The organism is Streptomyces sp. DG1A-41 (genome assembly GCF_037055355.1).
Classification (GTDB): domain Bacteria; phylum Actinomycetota; class Actinomycetes; order Streptomycetales; family Streptomycetaceae; genus Streptomyces.
In genome coordinates this window covers 6,562,046-6,582,862 of the sequence record NZ_CP146350.1, presented here as the reverse complement: position 1 = coordinate 6,582,862, position 20,817 = coordinate 6,562,046, and the positions used below count along the sequence as shown (strand labels likewise).

20 protein-coding genes are annotated in these 20,817 nt (G+C 70.7%); 4 read left to right on the top strand and 16 right to left on the bottom strand.

Features of this window, described 5'->3' with window-relative positions; genetic code table 11:
* Positions 1–9: 9 nt before the first annotated feature.
* The 3 genes from V8690_RS30875 to V8690_RS30865 all read right to left on the bottom strand — a co-directional run bounded on the left by V8690_RS30875 (position 10) and on the right by V8690_RS30865 (position 3,526).
* The gene (locus tag V8690_RS30875) at positions 10–348 is read right to left on the bottom strand and encodes a P-II family nitrogen regulator (RefSeq protein WP_003993253.1); all 339 of its coding nucleotides are present in this window, start codon (positions 346–348) and stop codon (positions 10–12) included.
* The gene (locus V8690_RS30870) at positions 345–1,688 is read right to left on the bottom strand and encodes an ammonium transporter (protein WP_338783374.1); all 1,344 of its coding nucleotides are present in this window, start codon (positions 1,686–1,688) and stop codon (positions 345–347) included. The genes V8690_RS30875 and V8690_RS30870 overlap by 4 nt, the downstream gene beginning before the upstream one ends.
* Positions 1,689–2,026: 338 nt before the next feature.
* Positions 2,027–3,526 (bottom strand): hypothetical protein, encoded by a 1,500-nt coding sequence (locus tag V8690_RS30865; protein WP_338783373.1) that lies wholly within the window; start codon positions 3,524–3,526, stop codon positions 2,027–2,029.
* Positions 3,527–3,978: 452 nt separating this feature from the next.
* Between V8690_RS30865 and V8690_RS30860 the strand changes: the two genes are divergently transcribed.
* A complete protein-coding gene (locus V8690_RS30860) occupies positions 3,979–4,644 on the top strand; it encodes a bifunctional DNA primase/polymerase (protein WP_338783372.1) in 666 nt (221 codons plus the stop codon).
* Between the two features lie 110 nt (positions 4,645–4,754).
* Here V8690_RS30860 and ftsY read toward each other — a convergent pair whose 3' ends face one another.
* Positions 4,755–5,954, bottom strand: coding sequence for a signal recognition particle-docking protein FtsY (gene ftsY, locus V8690_RS30855; RefSeq protein WP_338783371.1), 1,200 nt, complete (start codon positions 5,952–5,954; stop codon positions 4,755–4,757).
* 150 nt (positions 5,955–6,104) lie between these two features.
* Between ftsY and V8690_RS30850 the strand changes: the two genes are divergently transcribed.
* A complete protein-coding gene (locus V8690_RS30850; protein ID WP_338783370.1) occupies positions 6,105–7,076 on the top strand; it encodes an LLM class flavin-dependent oxidoreductase in 972 nt (323 codons plus the stop codon).
* 210 nt (positions 7,077–7,286) lie between these two features.
* Here V8690_RS30850 and V8690_RS30845 read toward each other — a convergent pair whose 3' ends face one another.
* The 4 genes from V8690_RS30845 to V8690_RS30830 all read right to left on the bottom strand — a co-directional run bounded on the left by V8690_RS30845 (position 7,287) and on the right by V8690_RS30830 (position 13,583).
* Positions 7,287–8,705 (bottom strand): sugar porter family MFS transporter, encoded by a 1,419-nt coding sequence (locus V8690_RS30845; protein ID WP_338783369.1) that lies wholly within the window; start codon positions 8,703–8,705, stop codon positions 7,287–7,289.
* Positions 8,706–8,927: 222 nt separating this feature from the next.
* Positions 8,928–12,506, bottom strand: a complete 3,579-nt coding sequence (gene smc / locus V8690_RS30840; RefSeq protein ID WP_338783368.1) for a chromosome segregation protein SMC — start codon at positions 12,504–12,506, stop codon at positions 8,928–8,930.
* A gap of 210 nt (positions 12,507–12,716) precedes the next feature.
* On the bottom strand, positions 12,717–12,920 hold the full coding sequence (locus tag V8690_RS30835; protein WP_338783367.1) for a hypothetical protein: 204 nt from the start codon (positions 12,918–12,920) through the stop codon (positions 12,717–12,719).
* Between the two features lie 381 nt (positions 12,921–13,301).
* Positions 13,302–13,583, bottom strand: coding sequence for an acylphosphatase (locus V8690_RS30830; protein WP_059421923.1), 282 nt, complete (start codon positions 13,581–13,583; stop codon positions 13,302–13,304).
* A 161-nt stretch (positions 13,584–13,744) separates the two neighbouring features.
* Here V8690_RS30830 and V8690_RS30825 point away from each other — a divergent pair, with 161 nt between their 5' ends.
* Together V8690_RS30825 and V8690_RS30820 are read left to right on the top strand one after the other, a co-directional pair.
* Positions 13,745–14,887, top strand: coding sequence for a CAP domain-containing protein (locus tag V8690_RS30825; RefSeq protein ID WP_338783366.1), 1,143 nt, complete (start codon positions 13,745–13,747; stop codon positions 14,885–14,887).
* Between the two features lie 71 nt (positions 14,888–14,958).
* Positions 14,959–15,357, top strand: a complete 399-nt coding sequence (locus V8690_RS30820; protein WP_338783365.1) for a helix-turn-helix domain-containing protein — start codon at positions 14,959–14,961, stop codon at positions 15,355–15,357.
* On the opposite strand, the gene mutM is transcribed toward V8690_RS30820, so the two are convergent.
* The 8 genes from mutM to coaD all read right to left on the bottom strand — a co-directional run bounded on the left by mutM (position 15,347) and on the right by coaD (position 20,815).
* On the bottom strand, positions 15,347–16,207 hold the full coding sequence (gene mutM / locus V8690_RS30815) for a bifunctional DNA-formamidopyrimidine glycosylase/DNA-(apurinic or apyrimidinic site) lyase (RefSeq protein ID WP_338783364.1): 861 nt from the start codon (positions 16,205–16,207) through the stop codon (positions 15,347–15,349). The genes V8690_RS30820 and mutM overlap by 11 nt on opposite strands.
* Before the next feature lie 66 nt (positions 16,208–16,273).
* Positions 16,274–16,594 (bottom strand): hypothetical protein, encoded by a 321-nt coding sequence (locus tag V8690_RS30810; RefSeq protein WP_338783363.1) that lies wholly within the window; start codon positions 16,592–16,594, stop codon positions 16,274–16,276.
* On the bottom strand, positions 16,542–17,207 hold the full coding sequence (locus V8690_RS30805) for a hypothetical protein (RefSeq protein ID WP_338783362.1): 666 nt from the start codon (positions 17,205–17,207) through the stop codon (positions 16,542–16,544). Before V8690_RS30805 ends, V8690_RS30810 begins: the two co-directional genes overlap by 53 nt.
* 113 nt (positions 17,208–17,320) lie before the next feature.
* Positions 17,321–18,127 (bottom strand): ribonuclease III, encoded by an 807-nt coding sequence (gene rnc, locus V8690_RS30800; protein WP_086840405.1) that lies wholly within the window; start codon positions 18,125–18,127, stop codon positions 17,321–17,323.
* A 49-nt stretch (positions 18,128–18,176) separates the two neighbouring features.
* A complete protein-coding gene (gene rpmF, locus V8690_RS30795; RefSeq protein ID WP_003951102.1) occupies positions 18,177–18,350 on the bottom strand; it encodes a 50S ribosomal protein L32 in 174 nt (57 codons plus the stop codon).
* A 2-nt stretch (positions 18,351–18,352) separates the two neighbouring features.
* Positions 18,353–18,997 (bottom strand): YceD family protein, encoded by a 645-nt coding sequence (locus V8690_RS30790; RefSeq protein ID WP_338783361.1) that lies wholly within the window; start codon positions 18,995–18,997, stop codon positions 18,353–18,355.
* 129 nt (positions 18,998–19,126) lie between these two features.
* Positions 19,127–20,215 carry an ATP synthase F0 subunit B gene (locus V8690_RS30785; RefSeq protein ID WP_338783360.1) on the bottom strand — a complete coding sequence of 363 codons (1,089 nt, stop codon included), beginning with the start codon at positions 20,213–20,215 and terminating at the stop codon, positions 19,127–19,129.
* A 120-nt stretch (positions 20,216–20,335) separates the two neighbouring features.
* Complete coding sequence (coaD, locus tag V8690_RS30780) at positions 20,336–20,815, bottom strand: pantetheine-phosphate adenylyltransferase (protein WP_338785513.1); 480 nt, start codon at positions 20,813–20,815, stop codon at positions 20,336–20,338.
* Between the last annotated feature and the right edge of the window lie 2 nt (positions 20,816–20,817).

Below are 20,817 nucleotides of genomic sequence, written 5' to 3'. Positions count from 1 at the left end.
TTGCCTGCCTCAGAGCGCGTCGGGGCCGCGCTCGCCGGTCCGGACCCGTACGGCCGTGTCGACCGGGATGGACCAGACCTTGCCGTCGCCGATCTTGCCGGTGCGGGCCGCCTTGACCACGACATCGATCAGCTGCTCGGCGTCGTCGTCCTCGACCAGGACCTCGATGCGGATCTTGGGGACCAGGTCGACGGTGTACTCGGCACCGCGGTAGACCTCGGTGTGGCCCCGCTGACGACCGTAGCCGCTGGCCTCGGTGACCGTCAGGCCGTGTACGCCGAAGGCCTGGAGGGCCTCCTTGATCTCGTCGAGCCGGTGCGGCTTCACGACGGCGGTGATGAGCTTCATGCGTCCACCTTCTTGCTCTCGGCGCCGGCCACGCCGGCAGCGACGGCGGCGGTCTTGGCGGCACCGCCACCGGCGCCGCTGAAGTCGTATGCGGTCTCGGCGTGCTCGGCCTGGTCGATGCCGGCGACCTCATCGTCCTCGGGGACCCGCATACCCATGGTCTTGTCGAGGATGAAGGCGAGGAGCGCGGAGACGATCAGCGAGTAGGCGAGCACCGCGAAGACACCGGCGCACTGCTTCCAGAACTGGGTCAGGCCGCCACCATAGAAGAGGCCCTCGACCGTGGACTGGCCCTTGCCGCTGGCGAAGAGGCCGATCAGCAGGGAGCCGACGACACCGCCGACCAGGTGGACGCCGACGACGTCCAGGGAGTCGTCGTAGCCGAACTTGTACTTCAGGCCGACGGCCATGGCGCACAGCACACCGGCGATGACGCCGACGGCGATCGCTCCGAGCGGGCTGACCGCGCCACCGGCCGGGGTGATGGCGACCAGACCGGCGACCGCGCCGGAGGCGGCGCCCAGCGTGGTGAACGCGCCGTGGCGGATCTTCTCGTAGGCGAGCCAGGCCAGCATGGCGGCGGCGGTGGCGACCTGCGTGTTGACGAACATCAGCGCGCCGACGCCGTCGTCGTTGCCGAGCCAGGAGCCGGCGTTGAAGCCGAACCAGCCGAACCACAGCAGACCGGCGCCGAGCATGACCAGCGGCAGGCTGTGCGGACGCATCGGGTCCTTCTTGAAGCCGACGCGCTTGCCGATGACCAGGATCACGCCGAGCGCGGCGGCACCGGCGTTGATGTGGACCGCCGTACCACCGGCGAAGTCGATCACACCCAGCTCGAAGGCCCAGCCGCCGGCGCCCCAGACCCAGTGTGCGACCGGGAAGTAGACGACCGTTGCCCACAGGGCGATGAACAGCGCCCACGCGCTGAACTTGACGCGGTCGGCGAGGGCACCGCTGATCAGGGCGGGCGTGATGATCGCGAACATCAGCTGGAAGACCAGGAACACGAACACCGGGATGGTGTAGCCGTCCCACAGCTCGGTCAGGCCGATGTTGCTGAGGCCGACCCAGTCGGAGTTCCAGCCGATGAGGCTGCCGGAATCGGTGCCGAACGCCATGGAGAAGCCGTACAGCACCCACAGGATGGTGACGATCCCGAGGCTGATGAAACTCATCATCAGCATGTTCAGGGTGCTCTTGACACGGACCATGCCTCCGTAGAAGAAGGCCAGGCCCGGAGTCATGAGCATCACCAGGGCGGAACAGATGAGCATGAACCCTGTGTTGGCGGCAGACAGCTTGGGTGCTTCTGCGGCAAGGGTGATGGCTGGTGCCATCGGCGTCTCCTCGTCGTTGGTACGGCCCCGTGCGGGCGAAGCCTCGAGCGGAATGAGGGGTGGGCCGGTTATGCGCCACGAGATTGACGCAGCGCGGTTTCGGTGGAAGCCCCTCGTTGTTTCGCCGCCGTGACGAAGGCGCTCTGTGTGTTACGCCTCGATGAACTGCCGGATTGTGGGCGCGTCGATCGTTATCGTGACGCAATCTTCCGCGCGCAAGCGGGTCCGGCCGCGGGCGGCCTTCCGATGACCTGGCATGGGGGAGCCGAGTCGGGCAGTTCGGGAGGGCCGGCCACGGCCGGGGTTCAGGGGTGCGGGCAGGTGCTCGGAGGGCGGACTCAGACCGCCTCGGCCGCCTCGGGCAGCTCCGCGGCCAGCCGCTCGGTGAGGTCGACGACCTCGCCGAGGTCACCGAAGTCGCGTGCGGCCGTGTCGACCGTCTTTCGGATACGAGTGTTGACCCGCTCGGAGCGGACCTTCTTGGCGACCTGCATGGCCTGGGAGGCGAAGACCGTGCACTGCTCGGGCTCGCGCTGGAGGAGGTTCACCGTGGCCATGCCGATCAGGTTCAGCGCATACGACCGCTGGTGCTCGTCGTCCTCGGCGAACAGCTCCACGGCCCGCTTCATCAGGGGCGCGGCCAGCGAGGCGTACGTCGGGCTGCGGCCGGCGACGTAGGCCAGGTCGCGGTACGAGTGCGAGTTCTCGCCGTACAGCTCGGCCTCGGAGAAGAAGCGGATCCAGTCGGGGTCCGGCTCGTCCCACTCGTCGGCCTCGGCGAAGGTGTCCTCCGCCATCCGGACCGCCCGCTTGCACTTGCCGGGCTGGCCCATGTTGGCGTAGGCGCGGGCCTCCATCGCATACAGCATCGACTGGGTCCGCGGGCTCGCGCAGTCCCGGCTGCCGTACTGTGCGAGGTGGATCAGCTCCAGCGCGTCGTCGGGCCGGCCGAGGTGGATCATCTGCCGGCTCATGCTGGACAGCACGTACGAACCGAGGGGCCGGTCACCGGCCTCCTTCGCGGCGTGCAGCGCGAGGACGAAGTACTTCTGGGCGGTCGGCTGCAGCCCGATGTCGTACGACATCCAGCCGGCCAGCTCGGCGAGCTCGGCGGCGACCTTGAACAGGCGCCGGGTGGTGGTCTCGGGCTGAGGCTCCTGGAGGAGGTCCGTCACCTCGTGCAGCTGGCCGACGACCGCCTTGCGGCGCAGGCCGCCGCCGCACTGGGCGTCCCACCGCCGGAACATCACGGTTGTGGACTCCAGCAGGTCCAGCTCCGGCTTGGAGAGCCGGCCGCGGGCCCGCCCGGAGGGACCGGCAGCGGGCTCGGGCTCCGAGCACGGGACCGGCGGCGAGGGGACGAGCCAGCGCTGCATGGGCTCGATGAGGGCCGGGCCCGCAGACAGGGCCAGCGAGCTCCCGAGGAAGCCGCGCCGCGCCAGCATGAGGTCGCTGCGCGAGAACTCGCTGAGCAGGGCCACGGTCTGCGGGCCCGTCCAGGGCAGGTCGACGCCGGTCGCCGAGGGGGACTGGCGCGCGATGCGCAGCCCCAGGTCCTCGACGGAGACGACGACGCCGAAGCGCTCCGAGAACAGCTCGGACAGGATCCTGGGGATCGGCTCGCGGGGGTTCTCGCCGTCGAGCCAGCGGCGCACGCGTGAGGTGTCCGTGGAGATGTGGTTGGCGCCCAGCTGGCGTGCCCGGCGGTTGACCTGGCGGGCGAGCTCGCCCTTGGACCAGCCGCTGCGCACGAACCAGGAGGTGAGCAGCTCGTTCGGGCGCTTGTCAGTGTGCGTCGCGTGTGCAGCGTTCGTCCCGCTTCCGCCGTTGCCGCTCACTGGAACGCCCCCATCCCTGAAACCACTTGTCGCCGAGTGCCCCAAGCCCTATCAGCATGCCGGTTCGCAAGGCCCTCCGTCCGGCCCTTGTCACCCTTCGAACGGAATACCGACTTGCCTCCGGCATACTCACCGGTGCATGTGCCCCCAGGGCTCGTGCACGCAAAGTAATCCTACGATCACCCGTCCAGCCATGGCTCACACGAAAACGCCACTATTCGCCACCCCAACGAATGAACTCACGTACGGGTCACCGCGATTCACTTGACATAGAACAACCAGGGCGGGTGCGGCGATGCACTCAGGGGCGCGTGTCGCCAGGCACACCACCCTGGGCACTTCCGGGCGCCGAGTGAACCGATCGCCGCCGGGAAGGCGGGAAGGCGGGAACAGAGCGTCACATCTCGCGTCCGCTGCGTAACCGCAGGTGCGTCGGACCCGTTGGAGGGGGCATGGGCTTCACGATCGGCATCAGCCGGGGCATGCGCGACATCCGGTCCGGCTCACGCCGCCGCGGCCGCACGTCGGACGGCACCGCCGTGGCCGAGTACACCGGCCTGTGGGGCTGGGACGTGGTGCCGGGCGCCCGGACCGCGGCGGGCGCCTGCTCCTGCGGCCGCCGTGACTGCCCGGCGCCGGGCGCGCATCCGCTGGACTTCGCGCCGGTGATCCCCGCCGGGGCGACACTGGACGACGTGACCGAGACCTGGGGCGAGTTCCCCGGCGCTTCGGTGATGCTGCCGGTAGGCCGGGCGTTCGACGTCATCGACGTGGCCGAACCCGCAGGCTGCCGCGGGCTGGCCCGCCTGGAGCGCATGGGCCTGCCCGTCGGCCCGGTCGCGGCCACCCCGGACGGCCGCGCCCACTTCTTGGTCGCCCCCGGCGCCGCCGCCGACCTGCCCGGCCTGCTCTACCGCATGGGCTGGGACGACCCGGCCGCCCTCGACCTGCGCGGCCTCGGCCCCGGCACACACATCACGGCACCGCCCTCCGACCGCGGCGGTCTCGGCCCCGTGCGCTGGCTGCGCTCCCCCGCCCTGGACTCGGCGTCCAGGCCGCCGGAGGCCCGCCTGGTGCTGGGCACGCTGGCGTATGTGGCGCACCGGTCACGCGCCTAGCCACAGCACGGACGTACACAGCGAAGCGCCCGGCCCGACGGTGTGTCGGGGCGGGCGCTTCGCTTTCACATACGACTTTCCGGAGGTGCCTGCCGGGCAGTTGCCGCAGCTCACTCTCCGATAAGGGCGTCAACGAACGCCTCCGGCTCGAACGGCGCCAGGTCGTCCGCGCCCTCGCCGAGCCCGACCAGCTTGACCGGGACACCCAGTTCGCGCTGGACGGCGACCACGATGCCGCCCTTGGCCGTGCCGTCGAGCTTGGTGAGGACGATGCCGGTGATGTCGACGACCTCGGCGAAGACCCGGGCCTGCACCAGGCCGTTCTGGCCGGTGGTGGCGTCGAGCACGAGCAGCACCTCGTCCACCGGGGCGTGCTTCTCCACGACCCGCTTGACCTTGCCGAGCTCGTCCATGAGGCCGGTCTTGGTGTGCAGGCGGCCGGCCGTGTCGATGAGCACGACGTTGGCGCCCATCTCCTTGCCCTCCTTGACCGCGTCGAAGGCGACGGAGGCCGGGTCGCCGCCCTCCGGTCCGCGCACGGTGTGGGCGCCGACGCGCTCGCCCCAGGTCTGGAGCTGGTCGGCGGCGGCGGCCCGGAAGGTGTCGGCGGCGCCGAGCACCACGCTCTGGCCGTCGGCCACCAGGACACGGGCGAGCTTGCCGGTGGTGGTGGTCTTTCCGGTGCCGTTGACGCCGACGACCAGCACGATGCCCGGCTTGCGGTCCTCCGGCTCGGTCTTGACCGTGCGGTCCATGTCCCGGCCGACCAGCGTGACGAGCTCCTCGCGCAGCAGGGTGCGCAGCTCATCGGGAGTGCGGGTGCCGAGCACCTTCACCCGCTCGCGCAGGCGCTCGACCAGTTCCTGGGTGGGCTGCACGCCGACGTCGGCGGTGAGCAGCGTGTCCTCGATCTCCTCCCAGGTGTCCTCGTCGAGGTGCTCGCGCGACAGCAGGGTCAGCAAGCCCTGGCCGAGAGCGTTCTGCGAGCGGGAGAGCCGGGCCCGCAGCCGGACCAGGCGGCCCGCGGCGGGCTCCGGGATCTCGATGCCGGGAGCCTCGGTGGGCGGCTCCTCGACGACGACCGGAGCGGAGCCGTCCGGGAGATCCACCTCCTCTATCGTGCGCCGCGGTTCCTCCCGCGGCGTCTCGGCCTCGTCGCCGACATGCGGCTCGGCCGGTGGGGCGGTGATGTCGGGCGCTGCGGGCGGGGGCGGGGGCAGCTGCTTCTTGCGCCGGCTGCCGACGATGAGCCCGCCGAGCGCGCCGAGCACGACCACGGCGATGACTACAGCAAGGATGACGATGTCCATAACGCGTCCAGTATCGGCCATGGGCCCCCGGGGCACCCTGCTTGTGCCGCCCTCCCGGGACAAGGGCCGCCGGATCTCCACACCCCTGGATGTCTGACGCACCGTCAGCTAACGTCCTCCGGACACCCGCCCGGCGAAGGGAGACGTCCCATGCCCGTCTCGGTCGTACGCTTCAACCTCGTCGCTCCCGGGGCCACCCCGGCCGAGCTCGGCGCCCGTTACCGGGCCGCCCTGGAGATGGCTTCGTACGCCGACGACCGGGGCGTGACCACGGTGCAGACGGAGGAGCACCACGGGGCCGACAACAACTGGCTGCCGTCGCCGTTCGCCTTCGCGGGGGCCGTCTTCGGCGCGACCCGGCGTGTCGCGGTCACCGTCTCGGCGGTCATCGGCCCGCTGCACGACCCGCTGCGGCTCGCCGAGGAGATCGCCGTGCTGGACCTGCTGAGCGGCGGCCGGCTGGTGACGGTCGCCGGGATCGGGTACCGGCCCGAGGAGTACGACCTGTTCGGCGTGGACTTCACCCGGCGCGGGCGGCTCCAGGACGAGCTGCTGGAGACGCTGCTCGCGGCCTGGACGGGCGAGCCCTTCTCCTACCGGGGCCGCACGGTCCGCATCACCCCCCGCCCTTACACCGAACCGCATCCCCTGCTCCTGGTCGGCGGCTCCTCCCAGGCCGCCGCCCGCCGGGCCGCCCGGCTCGGCCTGCCCTTCTTCCCCAGCGCGCATCTGCCAGAGCTGGAGGCGTACTACAAGGAGCGGCTCATCGAGTACGGCACCGAGGGCTGGGTGATGATGCCCGCCGCCGAGACACCGCTGCTGCACGTGGCCGAGGATCCGGACCGGGCCTGGGCGGAGTACGGGGAGCACGTCCTGCACGAGGCACGGACGTACGCCTCCTGGCAGTCGGGCGGTGTGCGCTCGGCGGTGAAGTCGGCGGCGACGACGGTCGAGGACCTGCGCGCGGAGGGCGTGTACCGGATCCTCACGCCGGAGCAGTGTGCGGGGCTGGGGCTGGACTCCTACGTCCTGCATCCGCTGGCGGGCGGAATGCCGGTGGAGGAGGGGTGGCGGAGTCTGCACCTGTTCTGCGAGCGCGTGCTACCGGGCCTGGGGAGCTGACGCTCACGGATCTCCGTGGCCCACGGTTGCCCCTCGGAACCTGGGCCTGGCCGCCCTGCACGCCCGGGTGATCGGGGGCGGCGTCGCCGCCTGGTGACGCAAGGGACCGCCGCCCCGGCTCGGGCAGTGGCCGAACCGGGGCGGCGGCGGGTTACGGGGAGGGGGGCAGCGGGGACTTTGGCCCTCCTCCCCGAGTGTGCGGGAGGAGGCTCAGCCCATCTCCTCCAGGGCCTTGCCCTTCGTCTCCTTGACGAACTTCAGGACGAACGGGATGGAGAGCGCGGCGAACGCCGTGTAGATCACGTAGGTCACGGAGAGGTTCCAGTCGGCCAGCGACGGAAAGCTCGCGGTGATGGCCCAGTTGGCGATCCACTGCGCGGCGGCGGCCACACCCAGGGCGGCGGCGCGGATCCGGTTGGGGAACATCTCGCCGAGCATGACCCAGACGACCACGCCCCAGGACAGGGCGAAGAAGAGGACGAAGACGTGCGCGGCGACCAGGGCGATCCAGCCCTGCGTGGCGGGCAGCTTGCCGTCGACCAGGTGGTGCGAGAACGCCCAGGCCTCCAGCGCCAGGCCGACGACCATGCCGACCGAGCCGATGATCGCGAGCGGCCTGCGGCCGATGCGGTCGACGAAGATCATCGCGATGACGGTGCCGATGATGTTGATGATCGACGTGGTGAAGGAGTAGAAGAACGAGTCCGTCGGGTCGACGCCGACCGACTGCCACAGCGTCGAGGAGTAGTAGAACGCGACGTTGATGCCGACGAACTGCTGGAAGACCGACAGGCCGATACCGATCCAGACGATCGGCTTGAAGAAGAAGCTGCCACCGAGCAGGTCCTTGAAGCTGGACTTGTGCTCGCTCTTCATGGCGTGCTCGATCTCGGTGACACGGGCGTCCAGGTCGATGTCCTTGCCCTCGACCTCGGCGAGGATCTCCCGGGCGCGCTCGTGCTTGCCGACGGAGATGAGGAAGCGCGGGGACTCGGGGATGACGAAGGAGAGCAGCCCGTAGAGGACGGCCGGGATGACCATGACGCCGAGCATGACCTGCCAGGCCTCAAGGCCCATCAGCTTGCCGCGCTGGTCGCCGTCGGCGGCGTTCAGTACACCCCAGTTGACCAGCTGCGACACGGCGATGCCAATGACGATCGCGGCCTGCTGGAAGGAGCCGAGCCGGCCGCGGTAGGCGGGCGGGGCGACCTCGGCGATGTAGGCCGGGCCGATCACCGAGGCCATGCCGATGGCGAAGCCGCCGACGACGCGCCAGAAGGCGAGGTCGTACAGCGCGAAGGGCAGTGCCGAGCCGACGGCGCTGATCGTGAAGAGGATCGCGGCGATCTGCATGCAACGGATGCGGCCGATGCGGTCGGCTATGCGGCCGGCGGTCGCGGCGCCGATGGCGCAGCCGATGAGGGCGATGGCGATGACCTGGGCGAGGGCTGCGGAGCCGATCTCGTAGCGGCCCCGGATGGCCTCGACGGCGCCGTTGATCACGGAACTGTCGTAGCCGAAGAGGAAACCACCCATCGCGGCCGCCGCCGCGATGAAGATGACATGCCCGAGATGCTCGGGATGAGCCGCCCTGGCTCCTGACTTGGGTGCCTGCGCTGTGCTGGTCACGTGTACTCCTCGGGCCACCGGCAACGCTGCCGGAGCGAATCAGCCTTCGAGGTGCCACCTGAAGGTACCTGAAGGTAAAAGGAACGTTGCCGAGACTATGCCTTCAAGTTTCGAAGTCAATAGATCAGAGACTGTGAATGTGAGGCAGGAGTGTGCCCATGATGTGTTCAAGTGTTGTAGTCAGCGAGAGCCGCAGGTGAGACCGGTGTAGAGCACACTCATCTAGCGGAGGCGCTGGCTGATGACCTTCGACACACCGTCGCCCTGCATGGAGACGCCGTAGAGCGCGTCGGCGACCTCCATCGTGCGCTTCTGGTGGGTGATCACGATCAGCTGGGAGGCTTCCTGGAGCTCCTGCATGATCCGGATGAGCCGCTGGAGGTTGGTGTCGTCGAGGGCAGCCTCGACCTCGTCCATGACGTAGAACGGGCTCGGCCGCGCCTTGAAGATCGACACGAGCAGCGCCACGGCGGTCAGCGACCGCTCCCCGCCGGAGAGCAGCGACAGCCGCTTGACCTTCTTGCCCGGCGGCCGGGCCTCGACGTCCACGCCCGTGGTGAGCATGTTGTCGGGGTCGGTCAGGATCAGCCGCCCCTCACCACCCGGGAACAGCCGGCTGAAGACGCCCTCGAACTCCCGGGCCGTGTCCCGGTAGGCCTCGGTGAAGACCTGCTCGACGCGCTCGTCGACCTCCTTCACCACCTGGAGGAGATCCGCCCGCGTCTTCTTCAGGTCCTCCAGCTGCTCGCTGAGGAACTGGTGGCGTTCCTCCAGCGCCGCGAACTCCTCCAGGGCGAGCGGGTTCACCTTGCCGAGCTGCTGGTAGGCGCGCTCGGCCGACTTCAGGCGTTTCTCCTGCTCGGACCGGACGAACGGCCTGGGCCGGTTGCGTGGGTGCTCCGGATCCTCCGGCAGCTCCTCGCCCTCGGCGGGGGGCGAGGGCGGCACGAGCTGGTGCGGTCCGTACTCCGCCACCAGCCCCGCCGGTTCGACACCCAGCTCCTCCAGCGCCTTGGTCTCCAGCTGCTCGATCCGCAGCCGCTTCTCGGCGCCGAGTACCTCGCCGCGGTGGACCGAATCCGTCAACTTGTCGAGTTCGGCCTTGAGATCGCGTCCCTCGGTACGGGCACGGGCGAGTTCCTGTTCGCGGCGGGCCTTGGCGGCCTCGGCGGCGGTGCGCTCCGCGTCGGCTCGGGCCAGGGAGACCTCGACGTGCGCGAGCAGCTGCCGGGCACCCGAGCCGACGGCCTCGGCGACGGCCGCCTCGTGCCGCAGCCGGGCCCGCCGCTGCTCGGCACGCGCGCGTGCCTCGCGTTCCGCGCGGGCGGCCCGGTCCAGGGAGTCGGCCCGCCCGGCCAGGCCCTTGACCCGTTCCTCGTGCGTACGGACCTGGAGGCGGGCCTCCATCTCGGTCTGGCGCGCGTTGGCACCGTCGGCGGCGAGCCGGTCCCGTACGGAGGTGTCGGGCTCCTCCTCGATCGGCATCTCCTCGGCGACGGCGAGCCGCTCGACGAGTTCCTCGACCTCCGCGAGTGCCTTGTCGAGGGCCTCCTGGGCCCGGGCCGCGGCGGCGGTGGACCGCTCGGCCTCCCCCGCGGCGCCCCGTGCCTGCCCGGCGAGCCGGCCGAGCTGCTGGGCGACGGCCGACTTCTCCCGGTCGGCGGCCCGGCGCCGCTCCCCCAGCTCCTCGACCAGCGCGGCGCACTCCTTGCGCCGCTCCCCGGCCACGTGCTGCGCCTCGGTCAGTTCCCCGCAGCGGACGGCGAGCTCTTCGAGCTCTGCGGCGGCCTCATCGACGGAGGCCTGCACCTCCAGGAGGCTGGGCGCGCCCGCGGAGCCGCCGTGGGCGAAGTGTGCGCCGAGGAGGTCGCCTTCGGCCGTCACCGCCGTGAGGTCGGGGCGGGCGTAGACGAGATCCTCGGCGTCCTCCAAGGTGCTGACGACGACGATGCCTCGCAGGAGGCGGCGTACGGCCGGCATGAGTTCGCAGGGGCCGCGGACCAGATCGGCGGCGACGTTCCGTCCTGCGTCTGCGGCGGCGTCGTGGCAGGTCGCGCAGTTCTCCGCGCCCCTGGGGTCGGTAGCTCCTGCCAAGAGCAGAGTCGCCCTGCCTCCGTCCTGTTTGCGCAGGAGCCGGATCGCGTCGGCCGCCGAGGCCGGGGTCGTCACGGCGATCGCGTCCGCCGCCGCTCCGAAGGCCGCGGCGAGGGCGACTTCGTAGCCGGGGGTCACGGTCAGGAGTTCCGCCGCCGGGCCGAGGATGCCGGAGAGACGATCCTTCGCCGCGAGCAGTATCCCGGTGCCGTCCTTGCGGCGGAGGCCGAGTGCCAGGGCCTCGTGGCGGGCCTGGGTGGCGGCGCGCTTGCGTTCCGCCGCCGTGACCGCCTCGCGGGCTGCCGTGAGGGCGGCCTCGGCCTCGGTGAGCTGCTGCTTCGCCGCCTCGTGCTGCTCGGCGAGTTCCGCGTCGCCGGCGTCGAGGCCGTCGACCTCGGCCTTGAGCGCCTCGTACTCCTCCTGCGCGGCGACGGCACGTTCCTGCGCCTCGTCGCGGGCGGCGGCCAGGCGTTCGATCTCGGCCTGGGCGGAGGCCGCCCGGGATCGGGCCGCGTTGACCTGGCCGCTGAGCCGGGCCAGGCCCTCGCGCCGGTCGGCGATGGCCCGGGCGGCGTCCTTGAGGCGCCGTTCCTCCTGGGCCAGCGCGCGCTCAAGCTCGGCGCGGTGAGCGACGGTGTCCTCCAGGGCGCGTTCGGCGGCCTCCAGGGCCGCTTCCAGCTCGGCCTCCTGCTCGCGGATGCGGGCGGCCTCGCGCTCCATGTCCTCGGGGTCGCGGCCGCGCCGCTCCTCGGGGGGCGCGGAGGTGGCGCTCTTCACGCGGGCGTCGGCCAGCGAGATCGTGCCGCGCACCCGCTCGGCGAGCTGGGAGAGCTCGTACCAGGTCTGCTGGGTGCGCTGGAGGCGCGGCGTGAGCTGCCGTACCTCGTCCTCCAGGAGCGCCTCCCGCTGGAGCGCCTTACGCAGCTCCTGCTCGGCGGCCTCCTTGCGCTCCTTCAGCGCGGCCTCGTCGGCGACCTCGGCCTTGAGGGCTTCCCTGAGCCGCACGAGGTCGTCGGCCAGCAGGCGCAACCGGGCGTCGCGCAGGTCGGCCTGGATGACGGCGGCCCGGCGCGCGACGGCGGCCTGGCGGCCGAGGGGCTTGAGCTGGCGCCGCAGCTCGTCGGTGAGGTCCTGCACGCGCGCCAGGTTGGCCTGCATCGCGTCCAGCTTGCGCAGCGCCTTCTCCTTGCGCTTGCGGTGCTTGAGGACGCCGGCGGCTTCCTCGATGAAGGCGCGGCGGCCCATGGGGTCGGCGTGCAGCACGGAGTCGAGCTGGCCCTGCCCGACGATGACGTGCATCTCGCGGCCGATACCGGAGTCGGAGAGCAGTTCCTGGATGTCGAGGAGGCGGCAGGTGTCACCGTTGATCTGGTACTCGCTGCCGCCGTTGCGAAACATGATCCGGGTGATGGTGACCTCGGCGTACTCGATGGGCAGGGCCCCGTCGGAGTTGTCGATGGTCAGGGACACCTCGGCCCGGCCCAGTGGCGGGCGGCCGGTGGTGCCGGCGAAGATGACGTCCTCCATCTTGCCGCCGCGCAGCGACTTGGCGCCCTGCTCGCCCATGACCCAGCTGAGCGCGTCGACGACGTTGGACTTGCCCGAGCCGTTCGGTCCGACGACGCACGTGATCCCCGGCTCGAACCGGAGGGTGGTCGCCGAGGCGAACGACTTGAACCCGCGGAGGGTCAGGGCCTTGAGGTGCACGCCGCTGGACTCTACCGCCCGGGTTCGTCTCACTCCATGAACCCACGGTTTCGCCGCTGAACGCGCAGGGCACACCAGACGTTAAAGACGGTGAAAGGATGCGCGGGGGAAGAAGAAGGGACGCCAGCGGCGTCCCTTGTACTTCTGACAACTCAGCGGTTGTTACGGGCTTCCCAACCACTGCCGTGCCGATGTGGAGCGGTGCAGTGATCAGGTGAGCGCAGGCTCCGCCTGGTGTGCGTCAACGCTCTCCATGATCCTTTCGTGAGAAGCGGCAGCCGTCAGCGCTTCGTTCTCGGCCTGGATTCGTACGAGCTCGGATTCCAGGTCCTGGACGCGCTGCTGGAGCCGTCGCATCTCGGCGAGGAGTCGAGGGTCGGAGCCGCCGACGTAACCGAGAAGCGCCTTTGCCATGATGGATGGTCCTCCACAATGAGTGACCGACCGATGCGGTGTGGGTCGTGAGGGATTCCGCACCCGCAGTCTTGGCAGGGCCTGGAGTTGTGCTGCCGTTCAGCCATGCCAAACAGCTAGGTGCGCGGGGTGCTTTCAGCGTCTCACCAAAAAGTTTGACGGTCAACACGATCACGCCCCGTATTGGCGGGCAACCCGGGCGCGCACGGCCTGGAACGGCGATGCTGCGGCTTGCGCGGGGCCCTCGGGGCGTGGCGATCATCCTTGCGTGTGCGGCCTGCCAAGGCAAGTGATTCTCGGCAATCACCAGCAAGTTTCCGTCCGGGGCGGCCGTCGGTGACCGGCCCGCGGGCGGCCCGGGGGGCGCCCGGCGATGCGGGATCAGCGGATGGCGAAGCCCTCGTAGCCGCCGCGCGGTGTGTCCCAGATCTCGGTGACGCCGTCCACGCGGCCGGGCGTGTCGTCACTCCGCAGCCACTCCAGCAGGCCTTCACAGCCCTCTCGCGCGCCCTCCGCGACCACCTGGACGCGCCCGTCGCCCAAATTGAGAGCAAAACCACTCAGGCCGCCGATCTCCAGGGCCTTGGCCCGGGTGAACCAGCGGAAACCCACACCTTGGACGCGTCCACGCACCCAGGCGACCAGTCGCACATCCTCACTCATGACCGCAACCTAACCGCCCGATCTCTCTCCGGGCACGTCCTCCACTTGCGCCATGCGGTACCGTCCCCACCCAACGAATCTCATATGAAACTCACACGATCGAGTGAGTTTGGTGTTGATCTCGAGGACGAGTCGACCGCCAGGACGAGGAAGGCCAGGACATGGGACGCCACCGACGCTCCGCCGCCGGCCGCGCCGCCACGGGCCGCGCCACGGGGATCACGCAGGCCGACGGCTCCGTGACAGGCCAGGACCCGTCGCACTCCCCCACGGGAGACGGCGCGACGATGGGCATCGCGCCCTACCTGAACCCCGAGGCGTACGCCGACACCTACGCGAAGAGCGAGGCCTACCTGTTCGCCACGGCCGCCTCCGAGCCGGGTGACGGCCATGACGCCCGGATCGCCGAGACGGCCGCCTTCGCCGACCACGGCTTCACGCCCGACGGCGGCGCCCGGCGCCCGGGCTCGCACCGCCGCCGGAAGAAAACCGCGCGGCCGATGCGCACCGGGCTGCTCGGCGTGTCCGCGGCGGTCGCCCTCGGCACGGTCGCGGTCGCCACGGGCGCGGTGCCCGGCCTCGAGAACTACAAGCTCGGCGGTGGCAACGGCGGCGCCGACAAGGTGCAGGCCGGGGACACGCCGACGAACAGCCCGATCGAGCAGGGCGGCACCACCGGCAGCGCCGACGGCCGGGACGGTGCGCCCACGAGCCGGGACGCCGAGCGCTCCCTCTCGCCGTCGCCGTCCGCCTCGAAGTCGTCGGCCGCGCCGACGAAGACGCCGGAGAAGCCGGAGAAGACGCGGGAGAAGACTCCGGAGAAGAAGAAGCCGACGGCCACCCCCAGCGAGAGGCCGGACGACACGCCCTCCCGTACGGCCACGAAGGCGCCGCAGAAGCCCAGCGCGCCCGCCGCCCTCTCCGAGGAGTCCGCCGCCGCGGCCCAGGTGCTCAAGCTCGTGAACGAGGAGCGGGCCAAGGTGGGGTGCAGCGCGGTCGCCGCGAACAGCGCGCTGACCGAGCTGGCACAGAAGTACAGCGAGGACATGGCCGCGCGCGGCTTCTTCGACCACACCGACCCGGACGGCCGGACGCCGTGGGACCGGGCCGAGAAGGCCGGGATATCCAACCTCGGCGGGGAGAACATAGCGCGCGGCCAGGCCGACGCCGCAGCCGTGATGGATGCCTGGATGAACAGCCCGGGCCACCGCGCCAACATCCTGAACTGCGACTTCAAGACGCTGGGCGTCGGTGTCGAGTTCGGGTCGGGCGGCCCGTGGTGGACCCAGAACTTCGGCTACTAGACCCCTCCCAGGCGCTAACCAACAGTTAGCGCAACCTGTTGGCTAGCGCTGCGCTGGCGTAGGCTGGGCATATGACCACCACCCAGGAGCCCGCGGCGGGGCTGGACGACCTCCCGTACAACGTGTTCGCCAAGGCCTGCCCCTCGCGCGGCACGCTGGAGCACGTCACGGGGCGCTGGGGCGCACTGACGCTGGGAGCCCTGTACGAGGGCTCGCTCCGCTTCAACGAGCTGCGTCGCCGCGTCGACGGCGTCAGCGAGAAGATGCTGTCCCAGACGCTGCACGCGCTGGAGCGCGACGGCCTGGTGCACCGCGAGGCCCAGCCGACCAACCCGCCCCGGGTGGACTACGAACTGACACCGCTGGGACGCGGCGTGGCCGAGCGGCTGCTCGCCCTGATCCACTTCGTGGAGGGCAGCATGGACGACGTACTGGCCGCGCGCGAGCGGTACGACTCCGCTAGGGCGTGATCCGCGGCGGCCGCTGGCACTTGGGGCAGTAGTAGCTCGACCGGTTCATCCAGGGCCGTCGGCGTATCGGGGTGCCGCAGCGTCGGCAGGGCAGGCTCTCGCGGCCGTACGCGTCGAGGGACCGGTCGAAGTAGCCCGACTCGCCGTTGACGTTGACGTACAGGCTGTCGAAGCTGGTGCCGCCCACCGCGAGGGCCGCGTTCATGACGTCCCGGACATGGCCCAGGAGCAGCAGGCTGCGCGGGCGCGTGAAGGTCGCGGTCGGGCGCTCGTAGTGGATGCGGGCGCGCCACAGGGCCTCGTCCGCGTAGATGTTGCCGACGCCGCTGATCAGCGACTGGTCGAGCAGGGCCCGCTTGATCGTGGACCGCTTGCGGCGCAGCGCCCGGTGGAAGGCCTCCTCGTCGAAGAGCGGGTCGAGCGGGTCGCGGGCGATGTGCGCGATGACGTCGGGCAGGCCGTCGGGGGTGTTGTCGTGCAGCGACAGACCGCCGAAGGTGCGCTGGTCGACGAAGCGGAGTTCGGTGTCCAGGGCGTCGGTGAAGCGGACGCGGATGCGCAGGTGCTTCTCGTCCGGGGCCGTGTGCGGCTGGACCAGCAGCTGACCGCTCATGCCGAGGTGGGCCAGGATCGACTGGTCCGTGTCCTCCAGGGGCAGCCACAGGTACTTGCCGCGGCGGCTCGGTGTGCCGATGCGGTGGCCCTTCAGGCGGTGCGCGAAGTCGTCGGTGCCCGCGAGGTGACGGCGCACCGCACGCGGGTGCAGCACCTCGGCCTCGGCGACGGTCCGGTGGGCGACCCACCGCTGAAGTCCGCGCCGTACGACCTCGACCTCCGGCAACTCGGGCACGACTCTCCTTCTGCTCCGGTCCCTGGGCGCAGGGACATGCGTCCGCAGCGTAGCGCGGTCATCACGTCAGTCCGCCGGGCCGGTCTCCAGGACGCGGCCGTCGGCAGTGAGACCCCGGGTCAGCAGGGCTTCGGCCTCGGCCGCTCGGCCCTGGGCCCGGAGCACCTCGACGAGGCCCCACAGGGCGTTGTGATCACCCTGATCGATGAGCGCGCGCAGTTCCTCGGTCCGGCCGAGTTTCTTGAGCAGGTCTCGTCGCTGGCAGGACTTCCCGCCAGGGCCCGTGACGAGGGCGAAGGCCCCGGTCGGTCCCGCCCGCGCGCCACGAGGGCGTTCACGAGCTCCGCGTGGTGTGCAGCAGGCCGGCTGTGCGGCCTTTGAGGGCATGCAACCGGACGGCCTCGTCGAGATCGTCCTCCTCGATGGCCAGTCTGGTCAGCTCGACCACCGCGTAGGTGTCACCGGACGCCGCGCGCGCCCGCAGGTCCTCCACCCGCCCGGTGACGCGCAGCAGTTCGGCCAGGTCCTCGCCCAGATGAGAACCCGCGTCGGCGTGCGAGGTCAGAACCGCCACCGCTTGGTCGACGTCACCTCGGTCCCTCAGGATCCGAGCCGCCTCCTGCGCCGCATCGACGTGTCCTTCCGCCGCGCGCTCCGGCAACGTGTCGACGTCGCCGCTCTTCGCGAGCAAATGGGCCGGCATGAAGTCGACCTCACTGTTGCCCTGGTCCACGAAGTCCCAGAGCATCTCGGATGGCCTTGCGCAGCACGGCGGTGGTGTCCGGGTCGTCCGGTTCCTCGACCACGTCGGCGAAGGCTTCGGGCAGTTCCTCGCCGTCCGCGCGGCTGCGAAGATCCGTTGCGCCAGCAGTCGGCCCAGGGCGCGGTCGCGCTCGCGGTCGTCCTGCGTACGGGCCGGTACGGCGACGCCGTAGGCGCCCGCGGCCGCGGTGATGTAGGAGGTGATCTCCCCGACCACCTGTACGACGTCCCCCGACATCCTTCCCCCTCGGGCCGGGGGATGGGCCGAGCGCCCGCCCTGAAGGGGCGGGCGCTCGGGTGCGCTGTGCTGTGCTGTGCCGGCCGCCCGGCTGAGGCGCCGGGCGGTGGCTGTCAGCCGTCGACGCTGCCGTCGACGGCCGTGTGGGCGGCCTGAGCCGCCGCCGTCTGCGTCGCCTCGGCGGCCTTGGCCGCCTTGGCGCGCTCGTCCGCCGCGGCCCGGATGGACCGCCACGCGGACTCGGCGGCCTGCTGCTCCGCCTCCTTCTTGCTGCGGCCGGTGCCGGTGCCGTACGAGACGCCTCCGACGCGGGCGGCAGCAGTGAAGGTCTTCTCGTGGTCGGGGCCGGTCTCCGTGACCAGGTACTCGGGGACGCCGAGTCCCTCGGTCGCGGTGAGCTCCTGGAGGCTGGTCTTCCAGTCCAGCCCGGCTCCGAGGTTCGAGGACTTCTCGATCAGGGGGTCGAACAGGCGGTGCACCAGCTCCGCCGCCGAGTCCAGGCCCTGGTCGAGATAGACCGCACCGATCACCGCTTCGAGGGTGTCGGCGAGGATGGACGCCTTGTCCCGGCCGCCCGTGCCCTCTTCACCGCGGCCGAGCCGGATGAAGGAGCCCAGGTCGAGCCCGCGGCCCACCTCGGCGAGCGCACGCGAGTTCACCACCGCGGCCCGCAGCTTGGCCAGCTGGCCTTCGGGCAGGTCGGGGTGGGTGCGGTACAGCGTGTCCGTGACGACCAGGCCGAGCACGGAGTCCCCGAGGAACTCCAGGCGCTCGTTGGTCGGCAGACCGCCGTTCTCGTATGCGTACGACCGGTGGGTCAGTGCTCGCACCAGAAGGGCGGACTCGACCTTGTAGCCGAGCCGCCCTTCCAGAAGCGTGTGGGACGAGGCCTGGTTGTCCGCCGTTGCGCTCCCGCTCACGCGGGAGGACTTGTTCTTAGGCGTGGACACAGTGCCTCTCACCAGCCGCTCAGACCTCGAGGACCTGGCGCTTGTTGTAAGTGCCGCACGAGGGGCACGCGATGTGCTGCTGCTTGGGCTCGTGGCAGCGCTCGCACGCAACCAGGGTGGGGACCGCAGCCTTCCACTGCGACCGGCGGTGGCGCGTGTTGCTGCGCGACATCTTCCGCTTCGGAACAGCCACGGCTACTTCTCCTGCTTCTCGTCGACGCCCGGTTCGGCGCCGCTCATCTCGTCCTTCTCGCCGTCCGACATGGTGTCGGCGAGTCCCTGCAGTGCCGCCCAACGGATGTCGACGGCGTCATGGTGGTGGTCCGGGTCGTCCGCCAGCCGTGCGCCGCATTCGGCACACAGACCAGGGCAGTCTTCCTGGCACACCGGCTGCATCGGCAGTGCGAGCACCACCGCATCACGCAGCACGGGCTCGAGGTCGAACAGGCCGTCCTCGAGGAAGAGCCTGTCCTCGTCGTCCTCGGCGTCGTCGCCCGGTTCCGCGATCACGCGGCCCCGGTCGTCGGCGTCAGGGTACGAGAACATCTCCTGGAAATCCGCTTCGACGTCGAGCTGAAGCGGCTCCAGACACCTTACGCACTCCCCCTCGGCATCGGCACGGGCGGTGCCTGTGACGAGCACCCCTTCCATGACCGACTCCAGGCGGAGTTCGAGCTCCACCGGGGCGCCTTCCGGCACTCCGATGACTCCCTTGATACCGAAGTCCTTGGGAGCGTCGACCGTGCGGGTCAGGCGCTGTAGCGCACCGGGCCGCCGGCCCAGCTCGTGCGTGTCGAACACGAGGGGGTTGCGGTGGTCGAGGCGGGCGTTCAGGGCCATTCCTGCTTTCGATCTGCCGAGCTGAGGGAGACGCCGCCCTTCGGTGTTCCCGGGCAGCGTTGATCGCGGACGTACGCGCGACCGAAGAGCCAGGATACTGGACCTTTGCCTGTCGGCCCAATCCGGTGCTCAGCCGTTGCCGCGGCCCTGCTCGTAGGCCCGGAGCTGCTCGGCGCTGATCATGCTGGTGTCGAAGAGGCTGGTCTCGTCCAGGGCGTATCCCTGGTGGCTCTGCTGTGGCTGCTGGTCCTGCGGGGCCAGGTTCGGGTCGTACGCGGCCTGCTGCGGGGCGTAGCCCTGGTAGGCGTACGGATCGGCCTGATGGTAGCCGTACGGGTCCTGCTGGGCGTACGCCTGCTGCGGGTAGCCGCCGTAGGGGTCGGGCTGCTGCTGGATGGGGGCACCTCCCGCCGGAGCGTAGCCGGGGGTGGAGGAGTAGGCCGGCTGCGGCTGGCCGTAGTCCTGCTGCTGGGCGGGCTGCTCGGCTGGGGGCTTCTCCTCCGCGAGGGCGGCCAGGCCGGCGAGGTAGTCGGCGTCGCTGGAGTGCTGGACGGTGCTGGTGTCGTCGGCGAGGGCGCCGAGGTCGTCGGTGGCGATCCGGCCGTGCAGCTTCTGCCGGCCGCGGCCGACGGCCTCCAGGGTCTTGGCGAGGACCGCCTCGAAGGCGCCGAGCTTGATGTCGACGTACTCGTCGGCCGTACGGCGCTGGGTCTGCGGGTCGTGGCTGCGCTCGGGGGCGTCCTCGTCCTCGTAGCCCTGCTCGTCGGTGCCGGGGCCGGTGCCGAGGAGCTTCTCGCGGCCGCGGCCGACCGAGCCCAGGGTCTTGGTGAGGACGACCTCGAAGTTGGCGAGCTTGGAGTCGACGTAGTCGTCGGCCTCGGCGCGGATCTCCTCCGCCTCCCGGCGGGCCTCGGCGAGGATCCGGTCGGCCTCGGCCTGGGAGCGGCGGGCGACCTCGGTGTCGGAGATCAGGGAGCCGCGCTCGGCGTGCGCGCTCTGGATGATCCGCTCGGCCTCCTGGCGGGCCTGTTCGACCATCTGCTCGCGGTCGCCGATCAGCTCCTGGGCCTGGGCGAGGGAGCCGGGCAGCGCCGCGCGCACCTCTTCCAGCATGGACAGCAGTTCGGCGCGGTTGACCACGCACGAGGCCGACATGGGCATGGACCGGGCGCCGGAGACCGCGGCGACGATCTCGTCGAGCTTCTTCTGCACGTCCACCGTGTGCTCGCCACTCTCTACAGATGCGTTGGAGACGGACGGGACGACTGTACGGCCCTGGGGCACCGGGGGACACCGGGGTGACGGGGTGTCAGGTCCCGTGGGGCGCCCGGGGCGCGTTCAGTCCTTCCGCAGGCGCTCGGTGAGGGCCTGGAGGACCTCCGCGGGAACCAGGTGGGAGACGTCGCCGCCCCAGGTCGCGACCTCCTTGACCAGGGAGGACGACAGAAAACTGTAGGTGGGGTTGGTGGGGATGAAGAGGGTCTCCACGCCCGAGAGGCCGTTGTTCATCTGGGCCATCTGGAGCTCGTAGTCGAAGTCGCTGACCGCGCGCAGGCCCTTGACGATGGCGGGGATCTCGCGCTGCTTGCAGAAGTCGACGAGCAGGCCGTGGAAGGCCTCGACGCGGACGTTGCCGTACTCGGCGGTGACCCGGCGGATCAGGTCGATCCGCTCGTCGATCTCGAACAGGCCCTTCTTCGACTGGTTGATCATCACCGCGACGTAGACCTCGTCGTACAGCCTGGAGGCGCGGGAGATGATGTCGAGGTGTCCGTTGGTGATCGGGTCGAACGACCCGGGACATACGGCGCGGCGCACTT

Bases quoted from the DNA above. Each gene is read 5' to 3' on its own strand.
- V8690_RS30875 (WP_003993253.1), bottom strand. From the start codon at position 348: ATGAAGCTCATCACCGCCGTCGTGAAGCCGCACCGGCTCGACGAGATC.
- V8690_RS30870 (WP_338783374.1), bottom strand. From the start codon at position 1,688: ATGGCACCAGCCATCACCCTTGCCGCAGAAGCACCCAAGCTGTCTGCC.
- V8690_RS30860 (WP_338783372.1), top strand. From the start codon at position 3,979: ATGGGCTTCACGATCGGCATCAGCCGGGGCATGCGCGACATCCGGTCC.
- ftsY (WP_338783371.1), bottom strand. From the start codon at position 5,954: ATGGACATCGTCATCCTTGCTGTAGTCATCGCCGTGGTCGTGCTCGGC.
- V8690_RS30850 (WP_338783370.1), top strand. From the start codon at position 6,105: ATGCCCGTCTCGGTCGTACGCTTCAACCTCGTCGCTCCCGGGGCCACC.
- V8690_RS30835 (WP_338783367.1), bottom strand. From the start codon at position 12,920: ATGGCAAAGGCGCTTCTCGGTTACGTCGGCGGCTCCGACCCTCGACTC.
- V8690_RS30830 (WP_059421923.1), bottom strand. From the start codon at position 13,583: ATGAGTGAGGATGTGCGACTGGTCGCCTGGGTGCGTGGACGCGTCCAA.
- V8690_RS30825 (WP_338783366.1), top strand. From the start codon at position 13,745: ATGGGACGCCACCGACGCTCCGCCGCCGGCCGCGCCGCCACGGGCCGC.
- V8690_RS30820 (WP_338783365.1), top strand. From the start codon at position 14,959: ATGACCACCACCCAGGAGCCCGCGGCGGGGCTGGACGACCTCCCGTAC.
- V8690_RS30810 (WP_338783363.1), bottom strand. From the start codon at position 16,594: ATGCCCTCAAAGGCCGCACAGCCGGCCTGCTGCACACCACGCGGAGCT.
- V8690_RS30805 (WP_338783362.1), bottom strand. From the start codon at position 17,207: ATGTCGGGGGACGTCGTACAGGTGGTCGGGGAGATCACCTCCTACATC.
- V8690_RS30790 (WP_338783361.1), bottom strand. From the start codon at position 18,997: ATGGCCCTGAACGCCCGCCTCGACCACCGCAACCCCCTCGTGTTCGAC.